This is a genomic window from Bacteroidota bacterium (assembly GCA_034439655.1).
Taxonomy (GTDB): domain Bacteria; phylum Bacteroidota; class Bacteroidia; order UKL13-3; family UKL13-3; genus CANJUD01.
The window spans coordinates 1-21,402 of the sequence record JAWXAU010000087.1; the positions used below are offsets into that span (position 1 = coordinate 1).

At 35.6% G+C, this 21,402-nt stretch carries 18 protein-coding genes; 10 read left to right on the forward strand and 8 right to left on the reverse strand.

Annotated elements, in window-relative coordinates:
• Positions 1-472: 472 nt before the first annotated feature.
• A complete protein-coding gene (locus tag SGJ10_05500; GenBank protein MDZ4757578.1) occupies positions 473-1,207 on the forward strand; it encodes a sterol desaturase family protein in 735 nt (244 codons plus the stop codon).
• Here SGJ10_05500 and SGJ10_05505 read toward each other — a convergent pair.
• Both SGJ10_05505 and SGJ10_05510 read right to left on the reverse strand, forming a co-directional pair.
• On the reverse strand, positions 1,204-1,971 hold the full coding sequence (locus tag SGJ10_05505; protein MDZ4757579.1) for an alpha/beta fold hydrolase: 768 nt from the start codon (positions 1,969-1,971) through the stop codon (positions 1,204-1,206). The two genes, SGJ10_05500 and SGJ10_05505, sit on opposite strands and share 4 nt — an antisense overlap.
• Before the next feature lie 177 nt (positions 1,972-2,148).
• Positions 2,149-2,910, reverse strand: coding sequence for a TerB family tellurite resistance protein (locus SGJ10_05510; GenBank protein MDZ4757580.1), 762 nt, complete (start codon positions 2,908-2,910; stop codon positions 2,149-2,151).
• 445 nt (positions 2,911-3,355) lie between these two features.
• On the opposite strand from SGJ10_05510, the gene SGJ10_05515 reads away from it, so the two are divergent.
• The 3 genes from SGJ10_05515 (at position 3,356) to SGJ10_05525 (ending at position 6,102) form a co-directional block, all read left to right on the forward strand.
• Positions 3,356-3,487 (forward strand): hypothetical protein, encoded by a 132-nt coding sequence (locus SGJ10_05515; GenBank protein ID MDZ4757581.1) that lies wholly within the window; start codon positions 3,356-3,358, stop codon positions 3,485-3,487.
• Positions 3,488-3,742: 255 nt separating this feature from the next.
• The gene (locus SGJ10_05520; GenBank protein ID MDZ4757582.1) at positions 3,743-4,654 is read left to right on the forward strand and encodes an ABC transporter ATP-binding protein; all 912 of its coding nucleotides are present in this window, start codon (positions 3,743-3,745) and stop codon (positions 4,652-4,654) included.
• 2 nt (positions 4,655-4,656) lie between these two features.
• Entirely contained in the window at positions 4,657-6,102 is a 1,446-nt protein-coding gene (locus SGJ10_05525; GenBank protein ID MDZ4757583.1) for a hypothetical protein, read from the forward strand.
• A gap of 1 nt (position 6,103) precedes the next feature.
• On the opposite strand, the gene SGJ10_05530 is transcribed toward SGJ10_05525, so the two are convergent.
• Genes SGJ10_05530 through SGJ10_05540 form a run of 3 tightly spaced genes read right to left on the reverse strand, consistent with a single transcriptional unit; the run spans position 6,104 to position 8,215 of the window.
• Positions 6,104-6,997: an acyltransferase gene (locus tag SGJ10_05530; protein ID MDZ4757584.1), complete on the reverse strand. Its 894-nt coding sequence runs from the start codon at positions 6,995-6,997 to the stop codon at positions 6,104-6,106.
• Positions 6,943-7,254 carry a hypothetical protein gene (locus SGJ10_05535; GenBank protein MDZ4757585.1) on the reverse strand — a complete coding sequence of 104 codons (312 nt, stop codon included), beginning with the start codon at positions 7,252-7,254 and terminating at the stop codon, positions 6,943-6,945. The genes SGJ10_05530 and SGJ10_05535 overlap by 55 nt, the downstream gene beginning before the upstream one ends.
• A gap of 43 nt (positions 7,255-7,297) precedes the next feature.
• The gene (locus SGJ10_05540) at positions 7,298-8,215 is read right to left on the reverse strand and encodes a hypothetical protein (protein MDZ4757586.1); all 918 of its coding nucleotides are present in this window, start codon (positions 8,213-8,215) and stop codon (positions 7,298-7,300) included.
• Here SGJ10_05540 and SGJ10_05545 point away from each other — a divergent pair.
• On the forward strand, positions 8,214-11,252 hold the full coding sequence (locus SGJ10_05545) for a triple tyrosine motif-containing protein (protein ID MDZ4757587.1): 3,039 nt from the start codon (positions 8,214-8,216) through the stop codon (positions 11,250-11,252). The genes SGJ10_05540 and SGJ10_05545 overlap by 2 nt on opposite strands.
• A 62-nt stretch (positions 11,253-11,314) precedes the next feature.
• Complete coding sequence (locus SGJ10_05550) at positions 11,315-11,941, forward strand: response regulator transcription factor (GenBank protein MDZ4757588.1); 627 nt, start codon at positions 11,315-11,317, stop codon at positions 11,939-11,941.
• 191 nt (positions 11,942-12,132) lie between these two features.
• Here SGJ10_05550 and SGJ10_05555 read toward each other — a convergent pair whose 3' ends face one another.
• Positions 12,133-13,794, reverse strand: a complete 1,662-nt coding sequence (locus tag SGJ10_05555; protein ID MDZ4757589.1) for a hypothetical protein — start codon at positions 13,792-13,794, stop codon at positions 12,133-12,135.
• A 635-nt stretch (positions 13,795-14,429) separates the two neighbouring features.
• Between SGJ10_05555 and menB the strand changes: the two genes are divergently transcribed.
• From menB to SGJ10_05570, 3 genes are read left to right on the forward strand one after another with little or no spacing between them, the layout of a single operon-like run.
• The gene (gene menB, locus SGJ10_05560; GenBank protein MDZ4757590.1) at positions 14,430-15,254 is read left to right on the forward strand and encodes a 1,4-dihydroxy-2-naphthoyl-CoA synthase; all 825 of its coding nucleotides are present in this window, start codon (positions 14,430-14,432) and stop codon (positions 15,252-15,254) included.
• A 42-nt stretch (positions 15,255-15,296) separates the two neighbouring features.
• Complete coding sequence (locus tag SGJ10_05565; protein MDZ4757591.1) at positions 15,297-16,217, forward strand: hypothetical protein; 921 nt, start codon at positions 15,297-15,299, stop codon at positions 16,215-16,217.
• 10 nt (positions 16,218-16,227) lie between these two features.
• A complete protein-coding gene (locus SGJ10_05570) occupies positions 16,228-17,013 on the forward strand; it encodes a class I SAM-dependent methyltransferase (GenBank protein ID MDZ4757592.1) in 786 nt (261 codons plus the stop codon).
• A gap of 424 nt (positions 17,014-17,437) precedes the next feature.
• On the opposite strand, the gene SGJ10_05575 is transcribed toward SGJ10_05570, so the two are convergent.
• Positions 17,438-17,758, reverse strand: coding sequence for a hypothetical protein (locus SGJ10_05575; protein MDZ4757593.1), 321 nt, complete (start codon positions 17,756-17,758; stop codon positions 17,438-17,440).
• A gap of 113 nt (positions 17,759-17,871) precedes the next feature.
• Positions 17,872-18,408 carry a hypothetical protein gene (locus SGJ10_05580; GenBank protein MDZ4757594.1) on the reverse strand — a complete coding sequence of 179 codons (537 nt, stop codon included), beginning with the start codon at positions 18,406-18,408 and terminating at the stop codon, positions 17,872-17,874.
• Positions 18,409-18,555: 147 nt separating this feature from the next.
• Here SGJ10_05580 and polA point away from each other — a divergent pair, with 147 nt between their 5' ends.
• On the forward strand, positions 18,556-21,387 hold the full coding sequence (polA, locus tag SGJ10_05585; GenBank protein ID MDZ4757595.1) for a DNA polymerase I: 2,832 nt from the start codon (positions 18,556-18,558) through the stop codon (positions 21,385-21,387).
• Positions 21,388-21,402: the final 15 nt, after the last annotated feature.

Sequence of the window (21,402 nt, forward strand, 5' to 3'; positions counted from 1 at the left end):
ATGCCGAACTACATCCCGAAAGCCCCGCTTAATCCCGATAATTATCGGGATGCGGAGGGATTAGTCCCCCTTTTTTTGGACTATTATATATTGAGTTTCGGTATAAACCCTTGTTATATAAAAACCCATTCCTACATTTGTACCCTTGGAACTCGTGCAAACATATCATTCTAAAAAAGGCAGAAACAATCTCTGCCCTGCACATTGCATTCGCAATACCATCTTTTCCATTACCGCCTACCCACCAATAGTTTGATTAAATAAAGTAGTTACTTTTAAAAAGTAATCCTTTGCTCTCTGCCATGCAGGGGGATTCTACTTCATTTATATTTTTCTAACAATTTAATCAAATTATTATGCATTACGTTAAGTCCTTATTTCCATTTATATCATTTCCCTTATTAGTGAATGGATAGTTTCTAAACTCCGCAAAATATCCATTTACTATAAGCAAGAAACTATTGCCAATATAGTGATAGGCATCATTTCAATGGCAACAGATTTGATATTCTCACTACTTACTTTACCCATCTTATGGTATCTATACAATCATTATCGGTTTATAGAATTGGAGCAAGATTCCATCATTACTTTCTGTGTACTATTCATTTTAATAGACTTCACGGAGTATTGGTTTCACAGGTTAAGCCATGAAATAAATTTATTATGGTCGGCTCATGTAGTGCACCACCAAAGTGAGTTTTTCTACTTGAGTGTTGGGATTCGCACTTCATTTTTTGTACCTCTATTTAATATATTTTTCTATTTAATTTTTCCCGTCTTGGGTTTCAGTCCTGATATGCTACTATTGATTATTTTTATTCAAGGAATATACCAATTATTAATACATACAGAATTGATAGGCAGGCTTGGATTTTTAGAATATATATTGGTAACGCCATCTGCACATAGAGTTCACCATGGAAAGAACGATATTTATATCGATAAAAATTATGGAAAGATTTTTATTATATGGGACTTTGTTTTTCATTCTTACCAAAAAGAAATAGAAGAAGTAATATATGGATTAAATAAAACAATCGAGGTGAAAGGGTTTATTCGATCAATGACAGAACCCTACAGAACAATGGCAAAAGCATATAGAAAACTGGAAGTGAAAAAATATAGGAGAGCCGTTATTTTCAAAAAACCTGATAGAGCTGCTGAATTATATGATAGTGTGTTGAAGAAAGCTACCGACAATTAATCCTCAGAAAGAAACCCATTCACCACCTCATAAAACTCTTGTGGTTTATCCGCATGAAGCCAGTGCCCTGCATTTTCGATAGTTTCTAATATATAATTCGGGAATAATTTTTCTATCATATCCAAATCGCTATCTAATATGTATTTTGATTTGCTCCCTCTAATAAATAAAGTAGGACTATAATATATAGTTCCACTTACTTCGCCACTGATATTGTTATAATACTTTTCTAAAACAGGTAAATTCATTTTCCATATAAAGTCTCCATTTTCATCGCGTGTTAAATTCTTTAATAGAAACTGCCGTGTAGAAAAATCTGCTAAGTCCTGAGCCATCAAATTATCAGCTTCGGTGCGACTTTGCAAGGTTTGCAAATTGATACGATGCAAAGCACGGAACACCTCTTCATGCCCTGGTGGATAAGCCTTTGGAGCAATATCAGCGACAACCAATTTTTCAATTCTCGATGGATTTTCTAAAGCCATTTGCATTGCAATTTTCCCACCCATTGAGTGACCTATTATATATACTTTGCTAATGCTTTCGTGGTCTAAAGTTTCTATAATATCATCCACCATCACTTGCAAACTAAACACATCACTATGCATTGATTTGCCATGGTTACGCATATCCATCACCAATACTTTATAATCTTTTGCAAACTGCTGTGCGAGCAAATGCCAATTATCTCCCATACCCAAAAATCCATGCACTATAATAAGTGGTGGCCCTTGGTTTCCGTATGTTCTAAAATTTAGTAGCAAGTATTATAGTTCGTTATTGATTGGAGGGGACACCAACCATGGAAAGAAAAATTATAATAACTGAGCCCCATTAACCCCGCCGCGGCGGGAACCATTCATCGTTCATTCCGCCGCTGCGGACATTATTTATCATTTATCGTCTGCCATCCCCGTCCGCTTTAGCTGACGGATTAAATATTATACAATCCCTCTCTCCTTTTTCACATACTCCCACGCACTTTGCACCGATTTGAATTTTTCATTCGCATCTTTTTGATATTGATCTCCCAAGTGTGCTACTTTATCGGGGTGATATTTGAGAGCCATTTTACGGTATGCTTTTTTAAGTTCATCATCAGTGGCTTCTGCAGTTGTTTCCAATATTTTGTAAGATGATTCTGTATCTTTCACAAACATGGCTTTGATACTTTCAAAATCGGGTTGTGATACACCCAACCATGATGCAATATTTCGTATCATTTCCAACTCAGTACTATGCACATGTCCATCGGCAGTGGCCACACCAAAGAGTAAATGTATCATTTGTACACGACTTGGATGATCGGTATACTGTCTTATTTGCTGGCATACATCACGCACCGGAATTTCTTTGGCCATCAAATCTTTGAGCAAATGCATTTGCTCTTGTGTATGCTCTTTCCCAAATTGGCGTTTGAAAAATTCTTTCACATAATCAAGCTCGCCCACGGTCACTTTTCCATCTGCTTTCATCACCGCTGCACAAAGCACCATGAGACTTGCAGTAAAATCGGCATTGGTAACTTGCCGCCCATAAGTTTGAGTGGGATTAGGATTGTTTTGAAAAGCTGCTACACTTTCAGTATTGTCGAAAGCTGAACCTAAAACAAAGCCGAGCAAGGCACCCATTGGCCCACCAAGAGCGAAGCCTAGACCGCCTCCCAGCCATTTTGCATATTTTGAATAATTAGTTGTAGCCAAAGTACTATATATTTACGATTTTTGATTAACCTCGCCGCGGCGAGTACGATTGGTGTCAGATAACACTGCCGTCGCGACGTCATGCTGAACTTGTTTCAGCATCTCTATATCTAATTCCAATGCTAAAACTTGTCGCAAGATTACAGCGAATTAAACATATATAAAATATTTTGTGCTTTAAATTTAAAAAATTGGTAGCTGAAGCATCTTATAAATTTGTTGCAACGATATCTACACTCAGAAAATAACAGAAAATCCCTTGTCCTTGGTTACTGCATATTTAATACCGACCTGCAATATATAATAGTCCAAAAAAAAGGGACTAATCCCGAATGCTTTCGGGATGTAGTTCGGCATTACCATTCTAAAATCTAAATCCGCCACAGGCGGAGAACTATTTTAGTTTAAGAATTAGTATAAGAAATGAGGTGTAGAAATGACCCGTATGGCTGAAAAGCCAGGATTAGACCGCGAAGCTATGGGCGGAGACATTTTAAAATACAGCAGTGATAGTGGCGAAACAACAGTTTTGATAATTCCCAAACGATACACACAGTACGCAATACACAAAACGTAAAGAGGCCATCGAAGACGCTACTGTTGTTTCGACCGCGGTTTTGCATTGGGCCTCCCAAGCAAAAAATTACCTCGGTATTTTAAAACACTTTTGCCTACTTTTGGTGTCAAATGTAGGGGCCTTAGCGGCGAGCGAGGCTATATACAAAGTAGTGAAATTGCTAAGAATATATTTTGAAAATTTTTTCTTTTGCAACGAAATTAATATTCAACCAATACAAAAAATTCTTTATAATTGCCTCTCAAATATCCCATTATGGTACAAGTAGAAAATCTCACTTACGATTATCCTAGCCACAGAGCCCTTGATGGACTTAGCTTTAGCATTCCATCAGGCTCCATCACTGCTTTAGTAGGGCCAAACGGTGCAGGGAAAACCACTTTGATGCGTTGCCTTGCAGGGCTTACCCGTCCGCTAATGGGAAGCATAATGATTAATGGTACTGATGTACTGGAGGACCCACGAAAAGTTCACAGACAAATTGGTTTCTTGGCCGATTTTTTCGGATTATATGATAAGCTCACAATATATGAAGCCCTCACTTATTTTGCAAAAGCACACGATGTGCCTAATGATGAAGTAGACAAACGAGTATTAAGTATTATAGAACGCTTGCACCTTAGCGATAAAACACATGCCGATATTGGTCACCTTTCAAGAGGTATGAAACAACGTGTGGCTATTGGACAAACAATGGTTCATAATCCTGGATTTTTAATATTGGATGAACCTGCATCGGGCTTAGACCCTGAAGCAAGACACGATCTCGCTAATTTATTTAAAGAACTAAACAAAGACGGAATCACACTTTTGGTATCGTCGCATATTTTGGCAGAGCTTGATGAGTACTCCAATAATTTAGTAATTATGCGTGAAGGAAAAATTGTAGACAATGATTTCTTCGAACAAAAAAATACAGATACCCGTCACTTATTATTAAAATTAACGCAGCCAAATACCGAACTCCTAAGTATACTAGAAGCAGAAACTCAAATATCAAATATTGAAGCGACGGAAACAAGTGCCAGTTTCGATTTTGATGGTACCGAAACTCAACAAGCTGAACTGATGGTAACACTTATACGCAAAGGGCTTTCAGTATTATCTTTTGCCGAAGAAAAAGTGAATATGCAAGACAAATATTTGAATACTATTAAACAAAAATAATTATGAGCATCGCAATATTTAATAATAACCCGGAACTAAAACGTAATGTTTTACTTGAGCTCACCCGCCAAAGACTTATTTTGATGCCCCTCATTATGGGACTTATCTATTTGATTAGTTTTAATTTTGGCAGCAGTGGTAGTTTTGCTACCAAAGCAAATGCTTTATCACAATTAATGTTTGCTATTATCATATTTGGATGGGGAACTTGGCAAGCTACTACCAGTTTTATTGATGAAATAAATGACCGCACTTGGGACCAGCAACGCATGACCAGCTTGCATCCAATTACGATGATGGTAGGAAAATTATTTGGCAGCACTATATATATATGGTATGGAGCAGTAATGGCTTTGTTTATATATTTCATCACTTCATTATCGCTAGATGAAAGTGTTTTAAAAATAAAGACAGGTATCACGGCTATACTATTGGGGATACTAGGTCATGCCGTCGCTATTATAGTAAGCTTGCTGGTAATTCGTAAAAATCGTGATAAAAGCAAAATAAATACAAGACCTATTTCTATATTATGCGTGCTATTTGCATTGTCTTTTATTAGCTATGTATTTCCTTTTCATATATTTGGCTCTCTGTTTATAGCTGACCCACAAGCATCTTGGTATGCATTTGAACTACCGAAGTCGACTTTAACTTTAATATTTGTTATATTTTATTTGTCTTGGGCACTGTTGGGATTATATTATTTGGTAAGAGGTGAGTTGCAATTTGCAAATAAACCAACCTTGTTTATTATATTTTTAGTTTGCAATGCCATTATTGTAACTGGTTTAATACCCAATACTGGTATTAATAATTCCAGCAATTGGACCCACTTAAATGAAATAGAAATAAAAACTATACCAACGTCGTTATATATATATACTTTTTTAATTTATTGCTTTATTTCAGCCATCATATCATCCTATTTCATTGTAATTATGGATATCAAAGATTTTATTGGATTTAAAAAATTGATGTTCCTTGCCAAACAAAAAACATATAAACTATTATACAATGAAATTCCAGTATATATTTTGTCGTTGGTATTTGCAGCAATTGTGGCTATCATATTTACGATATACGCTCTGTTGGCAAACCCTGACAAGGAAGCGTGGGGTTACAATTATTACAATATCTCCAAGACAGGTATCCCGTTCGTGTTTGCAGTTTTGCTTTTTGCGGTAAGAGATATATGTATTTTCCTGTGGGTGAATTTTACCATGAAAGCTCGCAGAGCAGATACCCTGGCACTCACTTATCTGGTGATATTATATGTTTTAATTCCTATATTGGCCTCGCAATTAGCAGACAAATCCCTTCTTAATTTATTTGTGGCAATGCCTGGCAATGGCCCTTTGCTCACTATGATTCCACCCGCCATTCAAGCAGTTGTAATGGTATATATTTTAAGGCAACGATTTAAAAGTGCTGAATTATTAAGTTGAGCTAACTATTCCCGGTTGGAACTGTAGTGAAACGTTTCTTTAGTGTGAGAAAGTATTTTTCATATAACTCATAACTGATTATGGGTATAAGAATACTGGTAGCAATCAACAATATTATATAAATATATAAGTTCTTTGTGTGCATGTTTGGCATCCAAACACCAAGTATAACAAGAAAAAACAAGTTGCCATACATATATATGCCAAAAGAAACCTTGCCCAAATAACTCCATATTTTATGACCAAATCTGAAAGGTTTTATGGCTCGGTTCAGGTTATAATCAAAAATTAGGATGGCAAACAGTCCGATGTAAAAATACTTCTTAAATACCACCAAAAACCAATCAAAACAATTGCCTACAATATCAAAAATAAGTGTGCCGAATAGTATGATAAATAATACGGAACGTATAGTTGCATTCAAGCTGAAACTTATAGCCTTTGCAAAATGGAGGTACGCTATTAAAGCCCCAATCACCAAAACATCAATACGGCTGAAAGTGTGCAGGTATAGTGTGTACCAAGGCTCAGGATTGGATTGAAATGTATAAAACCTAAATGCACAACATCCCAATATGACAATAGAGAATAAAGCTGTTAAATATTTTTTGGGCGTGAACAAAATAAGCAATGGCCAAACGATATAAAAATGCTCCTCAATACAAATCGACCACAAATGAGCAAAAGGATAATCCCAACGCATGGTATGTATGGTGCTGAAATTATTATAGAAAAACAGATTCGGGATATAATCAGGTTGCGGGGCGTTGGTTATATAAACTAGTAAAGGTGCAAGTGCGATTATTAAAAAATACAATGGCCAGATTCGTAAAGTACGTCTTATATAAAAATTCTTGATATTGATTTTTCCATATCTTTCTTTTCGGCAAGCAATAAATAAGTGATTAAGAAACCACTGAGCAAAAAGAAAATATCGACCCCTATGCCCAAGTTGCGAATAAAACGATCTACATAAACACCCCAAGATGACAACTCTTTGAAAGTCCCGTTGCTCAATGACCCTATATTGCCCATCCAGCCCACCCATCCTTCGTAACCATGCACCACCACAATCATGATGGCAGCCACAAATCGGAACAAATTCAGATGTGGAAAATATATTTTTGTAGCCGTATTGTTTGCTATACTCATACTATTTAAAAGTGCGAATATAGAAAATATTTATGCTAATATATTATTTCTTAGGTGCGTAAACGGCATCTCCTTTGGGCGCAACACGCGTTGATATATTAAACCCTGTAGTCCACATAGTATATAAACCAGCTTTGGGGATTGCATACCCTGGCATCATCCCAAACTCTAAACGGAAATGACCACCAAATGCACGAGTGCTACGCCACTGCCACCCCATTCGAAAACCTGTGTTACGAATGACAATTGTACTCTGGTCATCGGCACCCTGCAAATAGGTTGGATTGATGTTTGTTTTGGGTGAGAACATAAAATCCAAATAAAATTCACGCATTCTTTTCTTGCCTTTTTCTTTCCTAAAACCTTCTACATTAATCTTGAAATCTTGTATGGTTTTTAATAATAATCCTCCGTACAAACTGGTAGTTGCCATATTGTAATAATTGGTATAACTAACATTGTTTGCGTCTTTACCGCCTACCTTTCCATTAATGTTATAACGCATTAAGCCGCCACGAATTCCAAATATTTTACGCACATAAACGGGAACGGGTAAATACGTTGTAGTAGTGGAACTATATCCTTGGCTTACTGCCAAAACAAATTTATAATTTTTTGTTTTCGCTTTATCAACCAAATGTATAGCTCCGGTAAGTTCCACAAAAGCCAATGGTTTAATTCCGTGTACCTTATCGCTGTCATCTCCTAAAACACTGAGCAAAAACCCTCTGGCGAACTTTGCTTCCAAAGACAAACGGCTAATCATATAATTGAACTGCAACCCCACTGGAGCGTCAATCACAGAAAAGTCCAGACCGGTATAAACCCCTACTGTAAAATTATTGACATTATAAGGATTATTGTATTTATAACTATAATTATGCGTTTGCGAAAAAACATTTGATGCACAAACAATTGCAATAATTAATAGTAAAAGTTTGGTGTTATATTTTGACTTCATGATATTTTTGTTTAGTATTGCAAAGGTGATATTGAATAGCCACATGGGAAATACGCAAAAAGTAGTAATTATTAAATACCGCTGCCTTTTGCCGCTTTTTTTACTTTGCATTTTATTTCTCTTTCCCTATCATTCTAAATCTCAAAATTTAAACTTCGATAATTTTTCGGTTGATAATGGCTTAAGTCAAAATTCAGTGACCCATATTGTATGCGATAGTTTTGGACTTGTATGGATAGCTACGGCAGACGGCCTGAATTGCTACGATGGCAATAAAATTACCGTATTCCATCACAATGAAAACGACCCCAATAGCATCCAAAATGATTATATATATTCCTTATTTGTGTGCGAAGGCCAGGATATTATCATTCAAGGTAAAGAAGGAATTGAGTGCTTTGAAAGAAAAACAGGTAAATTCAGTATGATTTTGGGAATTCCAGAAATGGCACAAAAAGGTATTTCGGGAAGACTGATAGGAGCCGACTACTCGAATATATGGATTTTTACTGGGCAAAGTACTATTATAGAAATCAATAAATTCAACCTAGAAAAAAAAGAATTTTCATCCCCTATTATTAAAAACTCTTCAATAGAAAATATTAATATCCTAAATCAACCTTTCAAAAAAGGTCAGCTATTTTATTCTGATATAAATCAATTATTTTGTTTAAATACGACCAATCAAAAAATACAAGTAGTATATAAAAATTCCGAGCCTAGTAATTATATCATTGATGCCAAAGGCTCTCGAATTATTATATTGAAAAATGACAGCATTATTATAAAAAACAATAATGGTACTATTGTTTCTGCAAGCAAGATATTGGGCTTACCAAAATTAAATAATATCAAGAATTTAATGGTTGACCTCCATGATAATATATGGATTCAATCCTATACAGATGGATTGCATATTATTTCTAAAAATTATTTGGGAAATTACTATTTAAAAAATTACCATCTCAACATTTCAATAAGCAGGATCGCGTATGGATGTATTGACATGGCTGGGAATATATGGATAGGGACAGATGGGAATGGTATCTATTTTTTAAACCATAAAAAACTATTGTTTGAAAATTATTCAATCAATCAAAAATCCCTGATGCTAAAATGTTTTTGCCCCATTGCTGAAAATAAAATACTGGTGGGCACGGTTTCAAATGGGCTTTTCGTCTTTAATACAAAAGAAAACGCTATAATTCAAATTGACAAATTAAAAAATATGGATGTATTCTCTTTTTGCAAGAAAAGCCCCACAGAAGTATATATGGGAACCGGAAAAGGAATATATATATATGATTTTAAAAATCATGTGGTAAGACCCAGTGGGCTGCCTGGTGCCGATACAATTTCGGTTGCTAAACATATCACCATCAACAACAATATATTATACATTTCCCATTCAACTGGATTGACGTTATACGATTTAAAAAACAATAAACTTACTAGTGGCTTTAAGTCCTCCTCATATTATCTATGCTTTGAGCCCGACAATAAAAGATATTTTTTGCTTACAGAATATATGGGTATTTGGTTCTTTAATGGTGCAACCCTAATTCAAATTTCCCCTAGTGCATTAAAAGATAATTTCTATTCTGCTCGCCACCTTTATCGAGAAAATAATTCTACCTATTGGTTTGCAACCGAGAAAGGACTTCTAAAATTCGTATTTGAAAATGAACAAAGAACAAAATATACCTCCTTTTTATATACAATTAAAGATGGCTTGCCCAATAATTTTATATATGCGGTAATGCCCGGCATTAATAATAATTTATGGTTAAGCACAAACAAAGGTATATGCGAGTTTGACCCCAATAAAAAAACCTCGGTAAGCTATGATATCAATGACGGTTTGCAGTCGAATGAGTTCAATACGGGTGCTTACTATTCCGACCAAAACGGCAATACATTATTTGGAGGAGTAACGGGCTTAAATTTCTTTAATATACATAAATTGCAAAAATTTAAATTCAATCCAAATATATTTTTTAATGAATTATCTGTTTCTGGTAAAAGCTATAAGTATATTGATATACCCGATATTATTGAAGTGCCATATACTGACAATGAAATAGTGGCTGGGTTTTACTGCAACGATTTTTCAAACCCCACACAAAACAAATATTTTTATCAGTTAGAAGGGCAGGACAAAGATTGGGTAAAAGCCCAGAGCCTTCGCCAAATAAGGTATGCCGGACTTGAACCAGGTAAATATATATTAAAAATAAAGACAATAAATGCAGACGGATTATATAGTCCAGAAAAAAAATTAACTATTGTTGTGCGTCCTCCATTTTGGCGTACATGGTGGTTCATCACCCTAAGTATTATTATTTCATTATCAATTATTATATATGTTGTACAACGACTAAGCAATAGCAGTATCAAACGGAAACTTAAGGAACTAGAACGACAGCGGGAAATAGAAGGCATCAGACAACGCATATCGAGCGATCTTCATGATGATATAGGTTCAGGACTTTCAAAAATGGCTTTGATAAGTGAGCTTGCTAAATCGCAAAAACAAAACCCACTAGAACTGCAAGACAAATTATCAAAACTAGCCAATAATAGCCGCGACATGATTCGAAGCTTGGGCGAAATTGTATGGGCCATCAACCCTCAAAACGACAAACTTCCCAACTTATTGGCATACATGCGTGACTATGCCTCCGAATATTTGGAAACTACTGATATCGTTGTCACTTATCATATTCAAGAATCGCAAGATGCCATCCCCATCAATCCAGATTTCAAGAGAAATATATTTTTAACTTTGAAAGAATCTTTGCACAATGCTGTAAAATATTCAGGGGCAAGCCTTATCGAAATCGGATTCACGCTCGAAAAAAATCACTATACTTTTTGGATAAAAGACAATGGTAAAGGTATCGATCCTGATACAATGCGTAAATTCGGACAGGGACTAAACAGTTTGAAAAAACGGGCCGAAAACATTGGTGCCATTTACAAAATAGAAAGCGATATAGGCAAGGGCGTCAAGATTTCGCTAAGGGGAACTTTATAAATACTACCAAAGTGTGATTGTATACAATAATATTATAGTTGATTTTTGCAGTAAATAATTTTATGCCTATAAAAACCTCATTAGTAGAAGACGATCCCGATTTACAAAAATCAATGGTGGAAATATTAAAATCATATCCCGATATAGATTTGGTTTCTGTTTTTTCTTCGGCCGAGGACTGTATAGAAAACATTGCAAACAACATACCTGAAGTGGTATTGATGGATATTAACCTACCAGGGTTAAGTGGTATTGAGTGTGTTACGCTCTTAAAAATAAAATACCCTGCCATACATTTTATGATGTGCACTGTATATGAACACGATGATGCTATTTTTGATTCTTTGTGTGCCGGTGCCACAGGTTATATATTAAAAACAACCCCGCCCGATGAAATCCTCAAATCTATTTTAGATATTAAAGCTGGGGGTAGCCCCATTACTCCTTCCATAGCCCGCAAAGTAATTAAAGCCTTTAATACAATGCGTGCTCCTGCTGATGAGCTTGCCCTGCTCTCGCCTCGTGAAAAAGAAATATTAGAATATCTGTCGAAAGGATATCGTTATAAAGAGATTGGTTCCTTACTTAATATATCAACCGAAACAGTGAGAACACATATAAGAAATATATACGAAAAACTACAAGTGCAGAGTAGGACTGAAGCTTTGAATAAGATATATAAAAGGTAGGTTTGGGGATTTAGAGCATATATGCTATTGTCAAGACAGAAGTCGCCCTTTAGTGCTTGGTGAATTCCTCCGCCTATGTGCGGCTATCGTGAACACAACCACGGGCAACTGGGAAATCAATTGTGTTCAGAGTAATATATATGCTAAATTAAAGAAAGTCCAATTGCCGCATGGCCCCATTTCCCAAATCCTTACTCCGGATAAACCGCAATCTTATTGATAAACATTACTGTTTTAGCATCCTTAGATTTTTTGTTTTTCTTACCGTCCTTTTCTTTCACAATCTTTTCCCACCCATATACTATATAATTGTTATCATATAATACACCTCCATTAATAAAATTTCGTTCCAACACTTCTTCTCCTTCTATATTCTCAATTTCTTCTTCGCTGGTAAGTTGGCTAATGGTATTATCGGAAGTTAATTTTATAAATTTAATTGTACCATCCTTATGTGCCAAGGTGAAATACAAATCGCCTTCTACTATTTCATTTCGAACCAACAAAGCATTGGGTGAAAATGTTCTATAATATGGCAACTCAATGCTTTGTTCCCATTCCTTCTTACCTTCTTTTGAGAAACCTAGAATTAATAATTTATCATACACATAACCATCGAATACCTGCCTACTTTCTGTTCGTTTGGTAGAAGCATTATAATAATATTCCGTCTTATATGTAGGGTAGTATGTTTCGGCAGTAAGAATAAATTGATCGTCATCTTCAATTATATCATGAAACAATAGAGTTTGTCTAAAAGCTTTCTCCTTTGTTGCTGCTGCAGTAGTATTCTTCTTCTTTTTACTTTTTATGCGATATGTTTCCATTTCATCAAAACGAACCACCGTGGTAAAAGCACACTTGCCATTCTGTATTTTGCTTAAATATAAACCATTTGCCACCATACTCCCGTTCTCTGTTAGATATTTTGTTTCGGGACCATAAGTGCCAAATACTAATTTCTCCTCCACATTGAGTGTATTAATCTTGGCACTATAAAAATCTTTACCAATGGGCAAATCTATTTCAGTTTCTTTTACTTTGCTTGCTTTGCCGTTAGGCGACAATTTGAAATTAACAACATATATTTTATTGTAATTTTTCTTTACTTTATTTTTTAAAGATAAATTGAGTTCTTGTTTTTCACTTTCCAAATCAGCAGCCATAATAGCAGATTGGTTAGGGTACTCCAGCAATTGTTCATCTATTTTTTTACTCTTAAAATTCAGACTTACCAAATAAGGTTTGTAGGGAAATTTGGTATATCCGAATAAAGAAGGAATACCAACCGCACAACAGTTAAGTGTTATTCTTGTACTTAATTGGCCAGGGGTAAGGCAGTCGAGCGTAGTTATGTATGCACCATCGTCGCAGGGAACCAATTCTTGTATATATCTTTTCTTTTCAAAAACACCATCTATCTGCTTACTTTTTTTGGATATATGGTCAAATTCTATTACTTGATAGTTCAGCGTAAACATAGGTGAAGATGAGTTTTTATCGATCACCAACAAATATATATTTTTTTTGTACTCTTTTATAGACCAAACTTTAGAATTATCTGGAATCTTAAGTGTAGTATTATATAGTTTGTTTAAATCTCTATCATACTTATTTATATAAATATTCTCATCCTTGGCAAGGGTAAAAACCAGTAACACACCATTCGTATCAAGACCCACCACTTGCAATTGCTCAGGCTCGGTCTCTAATTGAAATTGGACACGGGTTTGGTCTTCATCAATCACCTGTGCCTTATCGCCATTCTTTTTAGCCTTCTTTTTCTGAGCCTGTGCTTCGTGGCAAGCAAGTAACACTGACAATACAAATAATAAGGTAATAATTTTTTTCATTGATAATTTATTTTAGTTAAGATTTTGCAAATATACCTACCTACGTTAACATACACAACACTATAAAAAGTTTAGAAGTTAGAAGACAGAAGCTTGAAGTTAGAAGCCAGAAGTTTGAAGTTAGAAGTTTTATATATTCCAACCTTATAAAAAGCTAGAAGTCCGAAGTCCGAAGTTAGAAGTTAGAAGTTAGAAGCTAGAAGACAGAAGCTAGAAGCTAGAAGTTTTATATATTCCAACCTTATAAAAAGCTAGAAGTCCGAAGCCAGAAGCCAGAAGTTTGAAGTTAGAAGCTAGAAGACAGAAGACAGAAGCTAGAAGTTAGAAGTTTTATATATTCCAACCTTATAAAAAGCTAGAAGTCCGAAGCCAGAAGCCAGAAGTTTGAAGTTAGAAGTTAGAAGCTAGAAGACAGAAGTTAGAAGCTAAGGGTCAGTTCGCCGCGGCGAATAGAAGCCCGAAGTATAAATCTACTCAACTTCCTTCGCCGCGGCGAACCAACTCCAAACTTCCTCCTTATTCCTTATTCCCACTTCCTCCTTCCTACTTCCCACTTCCCACTTCCCTTCGCCTCGGCGAACCTACTCCCAGCTTCCTACTTCCTCCTTCAAACTTCTTCCCTTAATTTTGCACCAATGCAAAGCAATTACAACTGGAAAACCATAAAAGAATTCAAAGAGATTTTGTTCTTACAACTGGGGCAGATGGCCAAAATAAGTATCAATAGGCCACAGGTACACAATGCTTTTACACCACTTACGGTTGATGAAATGATTGAAGCCATGGAACTCGCCCGCCAAATGCCTGATATAGGTGTTATCATACTTACGGGCGAAGGTGGCAAAGCTTTTTGCAGCGGCGGCGACCAGTCTGTTCGCGGACATGGTGGCTATGTGGGCGGCGATGGGGTGCCCCGCCTCAATGTACTCGACTTACAAATGCAAATACGCCGCATACCCAAACCCGTGATAGCAATGGTGGCAGGTTGGGCTATAGGAGGCGGACATGTATTACACGTAGTATGCGACCTAAGTATTGCCGCAGAAAACGCTCGTTTCGGGCAGACAGGCCCTAAGGTGGGCAGCTTTGATGGAGGCTTTGGTGCTTCCTATTTGGCACGTGTAGTAGGACAAAAGAAAGCACGCGAAATATGGTTCCTCTGCGACCAATACGATGCCACAGAAGCATTGCAAATGGGACTGGTAAACAAGGTAGTTCCACTTGACAAACTTGAAGAAACAACCATAGAATGGTGTAATAAAATTTTAGAAAAAAGCCCGATTGCACTGCGTATGCTCAAATCCGCGTTCAATGCCGAACTCGATGGCCAAGCTGGCATTCAAGAATTGGCAGGCAATGCTACTTTATTATACTACTTGAGCGATGAAGCCAAAGAAGGTAAAAACGCTTTCCTCGAAAAACGCAAACCCGATTTTGACAAATATCCGAGATTGCCTTAATTACCGTATTAGTATAATATATAATATCTTTCAAAATAATAAATGTCAAATTTGTATAATACGCCCATTCTTATTATAGCCTTCAATCGCTATGATACAACGGTGCAGGTTTTTGAGATGATTAAAAAATTAAAACCAAAATATTTATATATAGCTGTTGATGGTCCACGCAAAAGCAAAGAGGGCGAAGCAGAAAAAGTAGAAAATGTAAAATCAATATTCAATAACATTGATTGGGAATGTGAAGTACATACACTTTTTCGCAAACAAAACCTCGGGTGTAAAATGGGTGTAAGCTCTGCCATCACTTGGTTTTTCGAACAGGTTGAAATGGGAATTATTATAGAAGATGATATACTTTTGGATCCTACTTTTTTTAACTTTGCAGAAGAAATGTTGGAGTATTATAAGGATGAAGAAAGAGTGATGGATATAAACGCTGTGAATTTCCAACCCAAAAGACGAACAACAGATTCTTACTATTTTTCGAAATATGCCTTGGTATGGGGATGGGCAACATGGCGTAGAGCATGGGCAAAATATGATGTAGCGATTAAAGACTATAATAAGAATATTTTGTCAGCGTTTATTTCCAATAAAAAGGTTCTACAACAATTTGATAAGAAATTTTCTCAAATAATTTCAAACGAATTAGACACATGGGATTATCAATGGAATTATACTATATGGAAAAATAGCGGACTATGTATCACTCCTGAATTTAACATGTGTTATAATATAGGTTTTGGCGTAGATGCAACGCATACAGGAGGTGCAGACTTCCATGCCAGTAAAATGAAAATGGTAAAAATGGAGTTTCCTGTCTTTCACCCAGATACAAAAAACATAAATATAAAAGCAGACCAATATTACGAACTTTTTGCGGTAGAGCCTTCCTTATATAAAAGGTTGCTTGCTAAATATTTTCCAGAATTATATCGAATTTATATAAAATTATTTTAAATATACATTAATGAATTGCAAAATTTGTAACACGACAGCTACCACACTATTCAAAGCAAAGGTGATGCATAAATATCAAGTGCAATACTATCAATGTCCCAACTGTTTTTTCGTTCAAACTGAAAAAGAATATTGGTTAAAAGAAGCATATACCAGTGCACTGAATGTAAGTGACACAGGTATACTATATAGAAACAGAAAACTATTCGAAAAAACATTCTCTATATTGGTTTCAAATTTCGGCAAAAAGGGAAAATATATAGATTATGGAGGAGGTTACGGAATATTTGTAAGGACGATGCGTGATGCTGGCCTCGATTATTATTGGCAAGATATATATGCTGCTAATTTATGTGCAAGAGGTTTTGAATATGACCCCAATACTAAATACGATGCCTTGTCAACATTTGAAGTATTTGAACATCTTGTAGATCCTATTGAAGAAATTGAACAAATGTTCAAATTAGCAGATACAATTATTTTTTCAACTGAAATTATTTCTGACACTCCTCCTTCTTCAAATGAATGGTGGTATTATGGTTTGGAACATGGGCAGCATATAGCTTTATATTCTAAAAAATCATTAGAAATTATAGGCGATAAATTCGGAGCACAACTATATACAGATGGGCGTGGATTTCATGCATTATCTAAAAAGAAGCTATCAAATTTCAGCTTTATACTGAAGCTATCAAAAATAGGATTACCCTATATTCTAAAAACACAATTTAAGACAAAGTATTATACTGACCACCTAACATTGTCGCAGAAGTATACAAATTCTGAAAAGATATAATAATACGCATTAGTGTCATAATCAAACAACACATTACAAGAGAATTATATAGCAAATTATTGCCTAAAAAGCATACTATTCTGCCTGTCTTTAGCAAGAAAACAGTTATATTTAAAAAAAAGAACCTTAGTGAAGCCTATTGTACAATAATCTTCCTACGTAGGGTTCCATTCCTATATATAAATCATCTAACAAATTTGGTAAGTTAAACAAATTTATTGCAGCTGAATCAGTTTTAACTTTGGAACCACTTATATATAATTTATAGGTATTCCCATCATAAACTCCGCAGATATGAACCCACCTACCATTGTTATAAGACAAGGGTGCAGAAACCCAAAAATTCCGCCGGAATTAAAATTTTGCCTTCCAAATGAAGGTTCATTTTTTAACCCTGTAGCTAGCAAATTATATCCTGTTGACCCTATGGGCCGCCCATCCCTAAAATTGCTGTAATTGAACCACTTGTGAACGTTCTAAACCAAGCAGAAATGGAAATTTCTACAGAAATATTCAGTGAACTAGAATTTGTTATTTGAATATTGTTTGAATTGCTAGCATCAAAACTATATGCAGAATTTGCATTACCTTGTCTGTCTGTTGTTAATGATGCTCCATTAATTTTTCCATCATTGGCATTTTGAGTTTGATCTTTTGCATTACCATTAAATGGCCACCTACCCACAAGGCCAGCGGTAGGCACATAAGATGGGGCTTGACCTTTTATTGAAAACTTAGATAACATAGCTATAAGCAAAACAGAAATATACTTTTTTTACTAGTCATTATATAAATATTAATTAGTGTTGCGAATGAATTGGATTTTAATTAAAATAGCAACTAAATAAGTAAATTTACCTACACCAATGCCAGCATCAAACAACAAAACACCAACATAATTGCTGAAAATATGGAGAACTGAAAGCCATACTGAATAGCAAAATTTCCTTTTGCAAGCAAACATACTATTGCCCCCATCAAACCCAAGATAGGAAAGAAGCTAAAAACAATATATATATTTACTACACTCCAAAATATATCTTCATTGGGTTTATCAATTTGATATCGCACTGTGGTATTATAAAAAGGCGTTTGCCATAGTTTGAGCATCACCACGCCTTCAAAGTCTTCACTGCTTTTTTGTGTGCTTCTAAAATGACCTTTGTCAGTATAAATAGTTATATCAGTTACAGTATTCATGCTACTTCTGCCTGTATATTTAACTTCTGTTTGAATAAATTTAGCATCAACAGGTTCCGAAAAAGCACCCATCAAAAAATTCACTATCAAAAACACATAAGCTGCCAAACAAGCTATTGCTACTTGCTTTTGCAGTCGAAGACGCTTCTTTACCTTTAAGGTTTCTGGGGCTGAATTATAATATTCTAGTTCCACTTCTGAAAAAAATTACGCATTACAAATTACGAATTACGACAAGATTTTGTCGCTTTCATTAATCGCAAATCTAGGTCACAAATGTAATTCGTAATTCAACATTCGTAATTCGTAATTTTAGCTATCTTTGCCCAATAATCTATAATAATGTCCGATAAAAAATTATTCTTACTCGACGGCATGGCTCTTATTTACCGTGCCCACTTTGCTTTTATCAATAATCCGCGTATTACTAGTTACGGTCTTAACACTTCGGCTGTGTTTGGTTTTTGCAATACTTTGCTCGATGTAATTAAAAAAGAAAAGCCCCATCACTTAGCTGTTGTATTTGACACTGCAGCACCTACCGAAAGACATCTTGAATATCCATTATATAAAGCCCAACGAGAAGCAATGCCCGAGGATTTGTCGAAAGCAATTCCTTATATATTTAGATTGGTAGAAGCATTTAATATTCCTGTAATAAAAATGGATGGTTACGAAGCCGATGATATTATTGGAACCCTTGCTGTACAAGCTGCTCAAGAAGGTTATACTACTTATATGATGACTCCGGATAAAGATTTTGCACAACTGGTAGCACCCAATATATTTATATACAAACCTGCACGCTTGGGTAATGGAGTCGAAATAATGGGTGTGGATGAAGTACTTAAAAAATGGGAAATTACGGACGTAAAACAAGTTATAGATATACTGGGTTTGTGGGGCGATGCTTCCGACAATATTCCTGGTGTGCCAGGAGTGGGTGAAAAAACCTCGAAAATATTGATAGCACAGTATGGAAGCATGGAAAATATTTTGGCAAATACAGACAAACTAAAAGGCAAACAGAAAGAAAATTTTGAAAATTTTAGAGAGCAGGCTTTGCTTTCAAAACGACTGGCAACAATTAATATTAATGTTCCTTTAAAATTAGAAGATTTTAATTTGATTATGGAACCTGTCGACAAAGAAAAAACTGAAGCGTTGTTCAATGAATTAGAATTCCGAACACTCATGAAAAGAGTGCTAGGAAGCGACGTAGCTGAGCCTGCATTACAGCCAATTTTGAAGCCTGCAAAGGCTAAAGTAGATACAGGACAAATGGATATATTTGGCACCCCAGCAGCACCCGCAGAAACTGTTGTGGTAAAACCTTTGGAGCCTCAAACCACACAAGAACATTATGAAACCATAGCCACCCGCAAACATAATTATATATTAATTGATACTCCCGAATTACGAAAAGAATTAATTGCCAAAATGGCACAACAAACCAATATATGTTTTGATACAGAAACGACTTCCATTGAACCTGTAAAAGCAGATATAGTAGGCCTTAGTTTTAGTTTTGTTGATGCGGAAGCTTATTATATCCCCCTACCCGAAGATTATAATGAAGCGAAAATTATATTGGAAGAATTTAAACCCATTTTCGAAAACGAGACAATAGAAAAAACAGGACAAAATATCAAATACGATTATATAATATTAAAACGATATGATATAGAATTGAAAGGGAAATTTTTCGACACCATGCTTGCCCATTACCTCATGGAGCCTGACATGCGGCATAATATGGATGCACTCGCTATGGCATATCTATATTATAAACCTGTTTCCATTAGTGAACTTATTGGCAAAAAAAGCGGACTGCAATCCAGCTTTAGAAATGTAGATATTGAAGTTGCAAAAGATTATGCTGCCGAAGATGCAGATATCACCTTGCAACTCCGCAAATTTTTTGAACCAAAGTTGGACGAACGAAATATCAGAAATCTATTATATGATATTGAACAACCGCTAATTTCCGTATTGGCAGATATGGAATTTGAAGGTGTGAAAATTGATACCGCATTCCTCAATAATTATAGCGTTGAACTGAAGGAACAAATTATTATTGCAGAGCAAGAAATATATAGATGTGCAGGGATGACTTTTAACACAGCATCGCCGCTGCAGCTAGGCAAAGTGCTGTTTGAGCACATGAAGCTAAGCGAGAAACCTAAAAAAACGGCAACGGGCCAGTATAAAACCGATGAAGATGTATTACAAAGTTTAAGTCAGCACGAAATTGTAAAACATATATTGGATTTTCGTCAACTTAGTAAGCTTAAATCTACCTATGTGGATGCACTTCCCTTATTGGTAAATCCTGCCACAGGACGAGTGCATACTTCATTTAACCAAGCTGTGGCTGCTACTGGGCGATTAAGTTCCACAAATCCCAACTTGCAAAATATTCCTATCAGAACCGATTTGGGAAAAGAAGTACGTAAAGCTTTTATAAGACGTGATGAAAATTATACTTTATTAAGTGCAGATTATTCACAGATTGAATTACGAATTATAGCACATATAAGCAATGATGAAAATATGAAAGAGGCGTTTAGAAGTGGGCATGATATTCATACCGCAACTGCTGCCAGAATATATAATATACCGATGGAAGAAGTGACCAAAGACCAACGCAGAAATGCCAAGTCAGTCAACTTTGGAATTGTATATGGGATTTCTCCCTTTGGGCTGGCAAATAATTTGGGAATTCCTCGCAAGGAAGCTGCTGAAATTATTGAAAATTATTTTAAAACATATCCCGGTGTAAAAGATTATATGAATACAACTATAGATTTTGCCAAACAAAATGGATTTGTAGAAACTATATTAGGTCGACGCCGATATTTGCGGGATATAAACTCTGCCAATGCTGTGAATCGGGGGTTTGCCGAGCGTAACGCTATCAACGCACCTATACAAGGAAGTGCTGCTGATATGATAAAAATCGCTATGATAAAACTGCATAAACGATTAAAAACTGAAAATCTAAAAACCAAAATGATTTTACAAGTGCATGATGAATTATTATTTGATGTTCCTTTAAACGAAGTAGAAATAGCGAAGAAAATTATCACCGAAGAAATGAGCCAAGCAATCCCGATGAGCATCCCAATTGAAGCCGAAGCAGGCACTGGAAATAATTGGCTCGAAGCACACTAAGACGGAAGTTTGAAG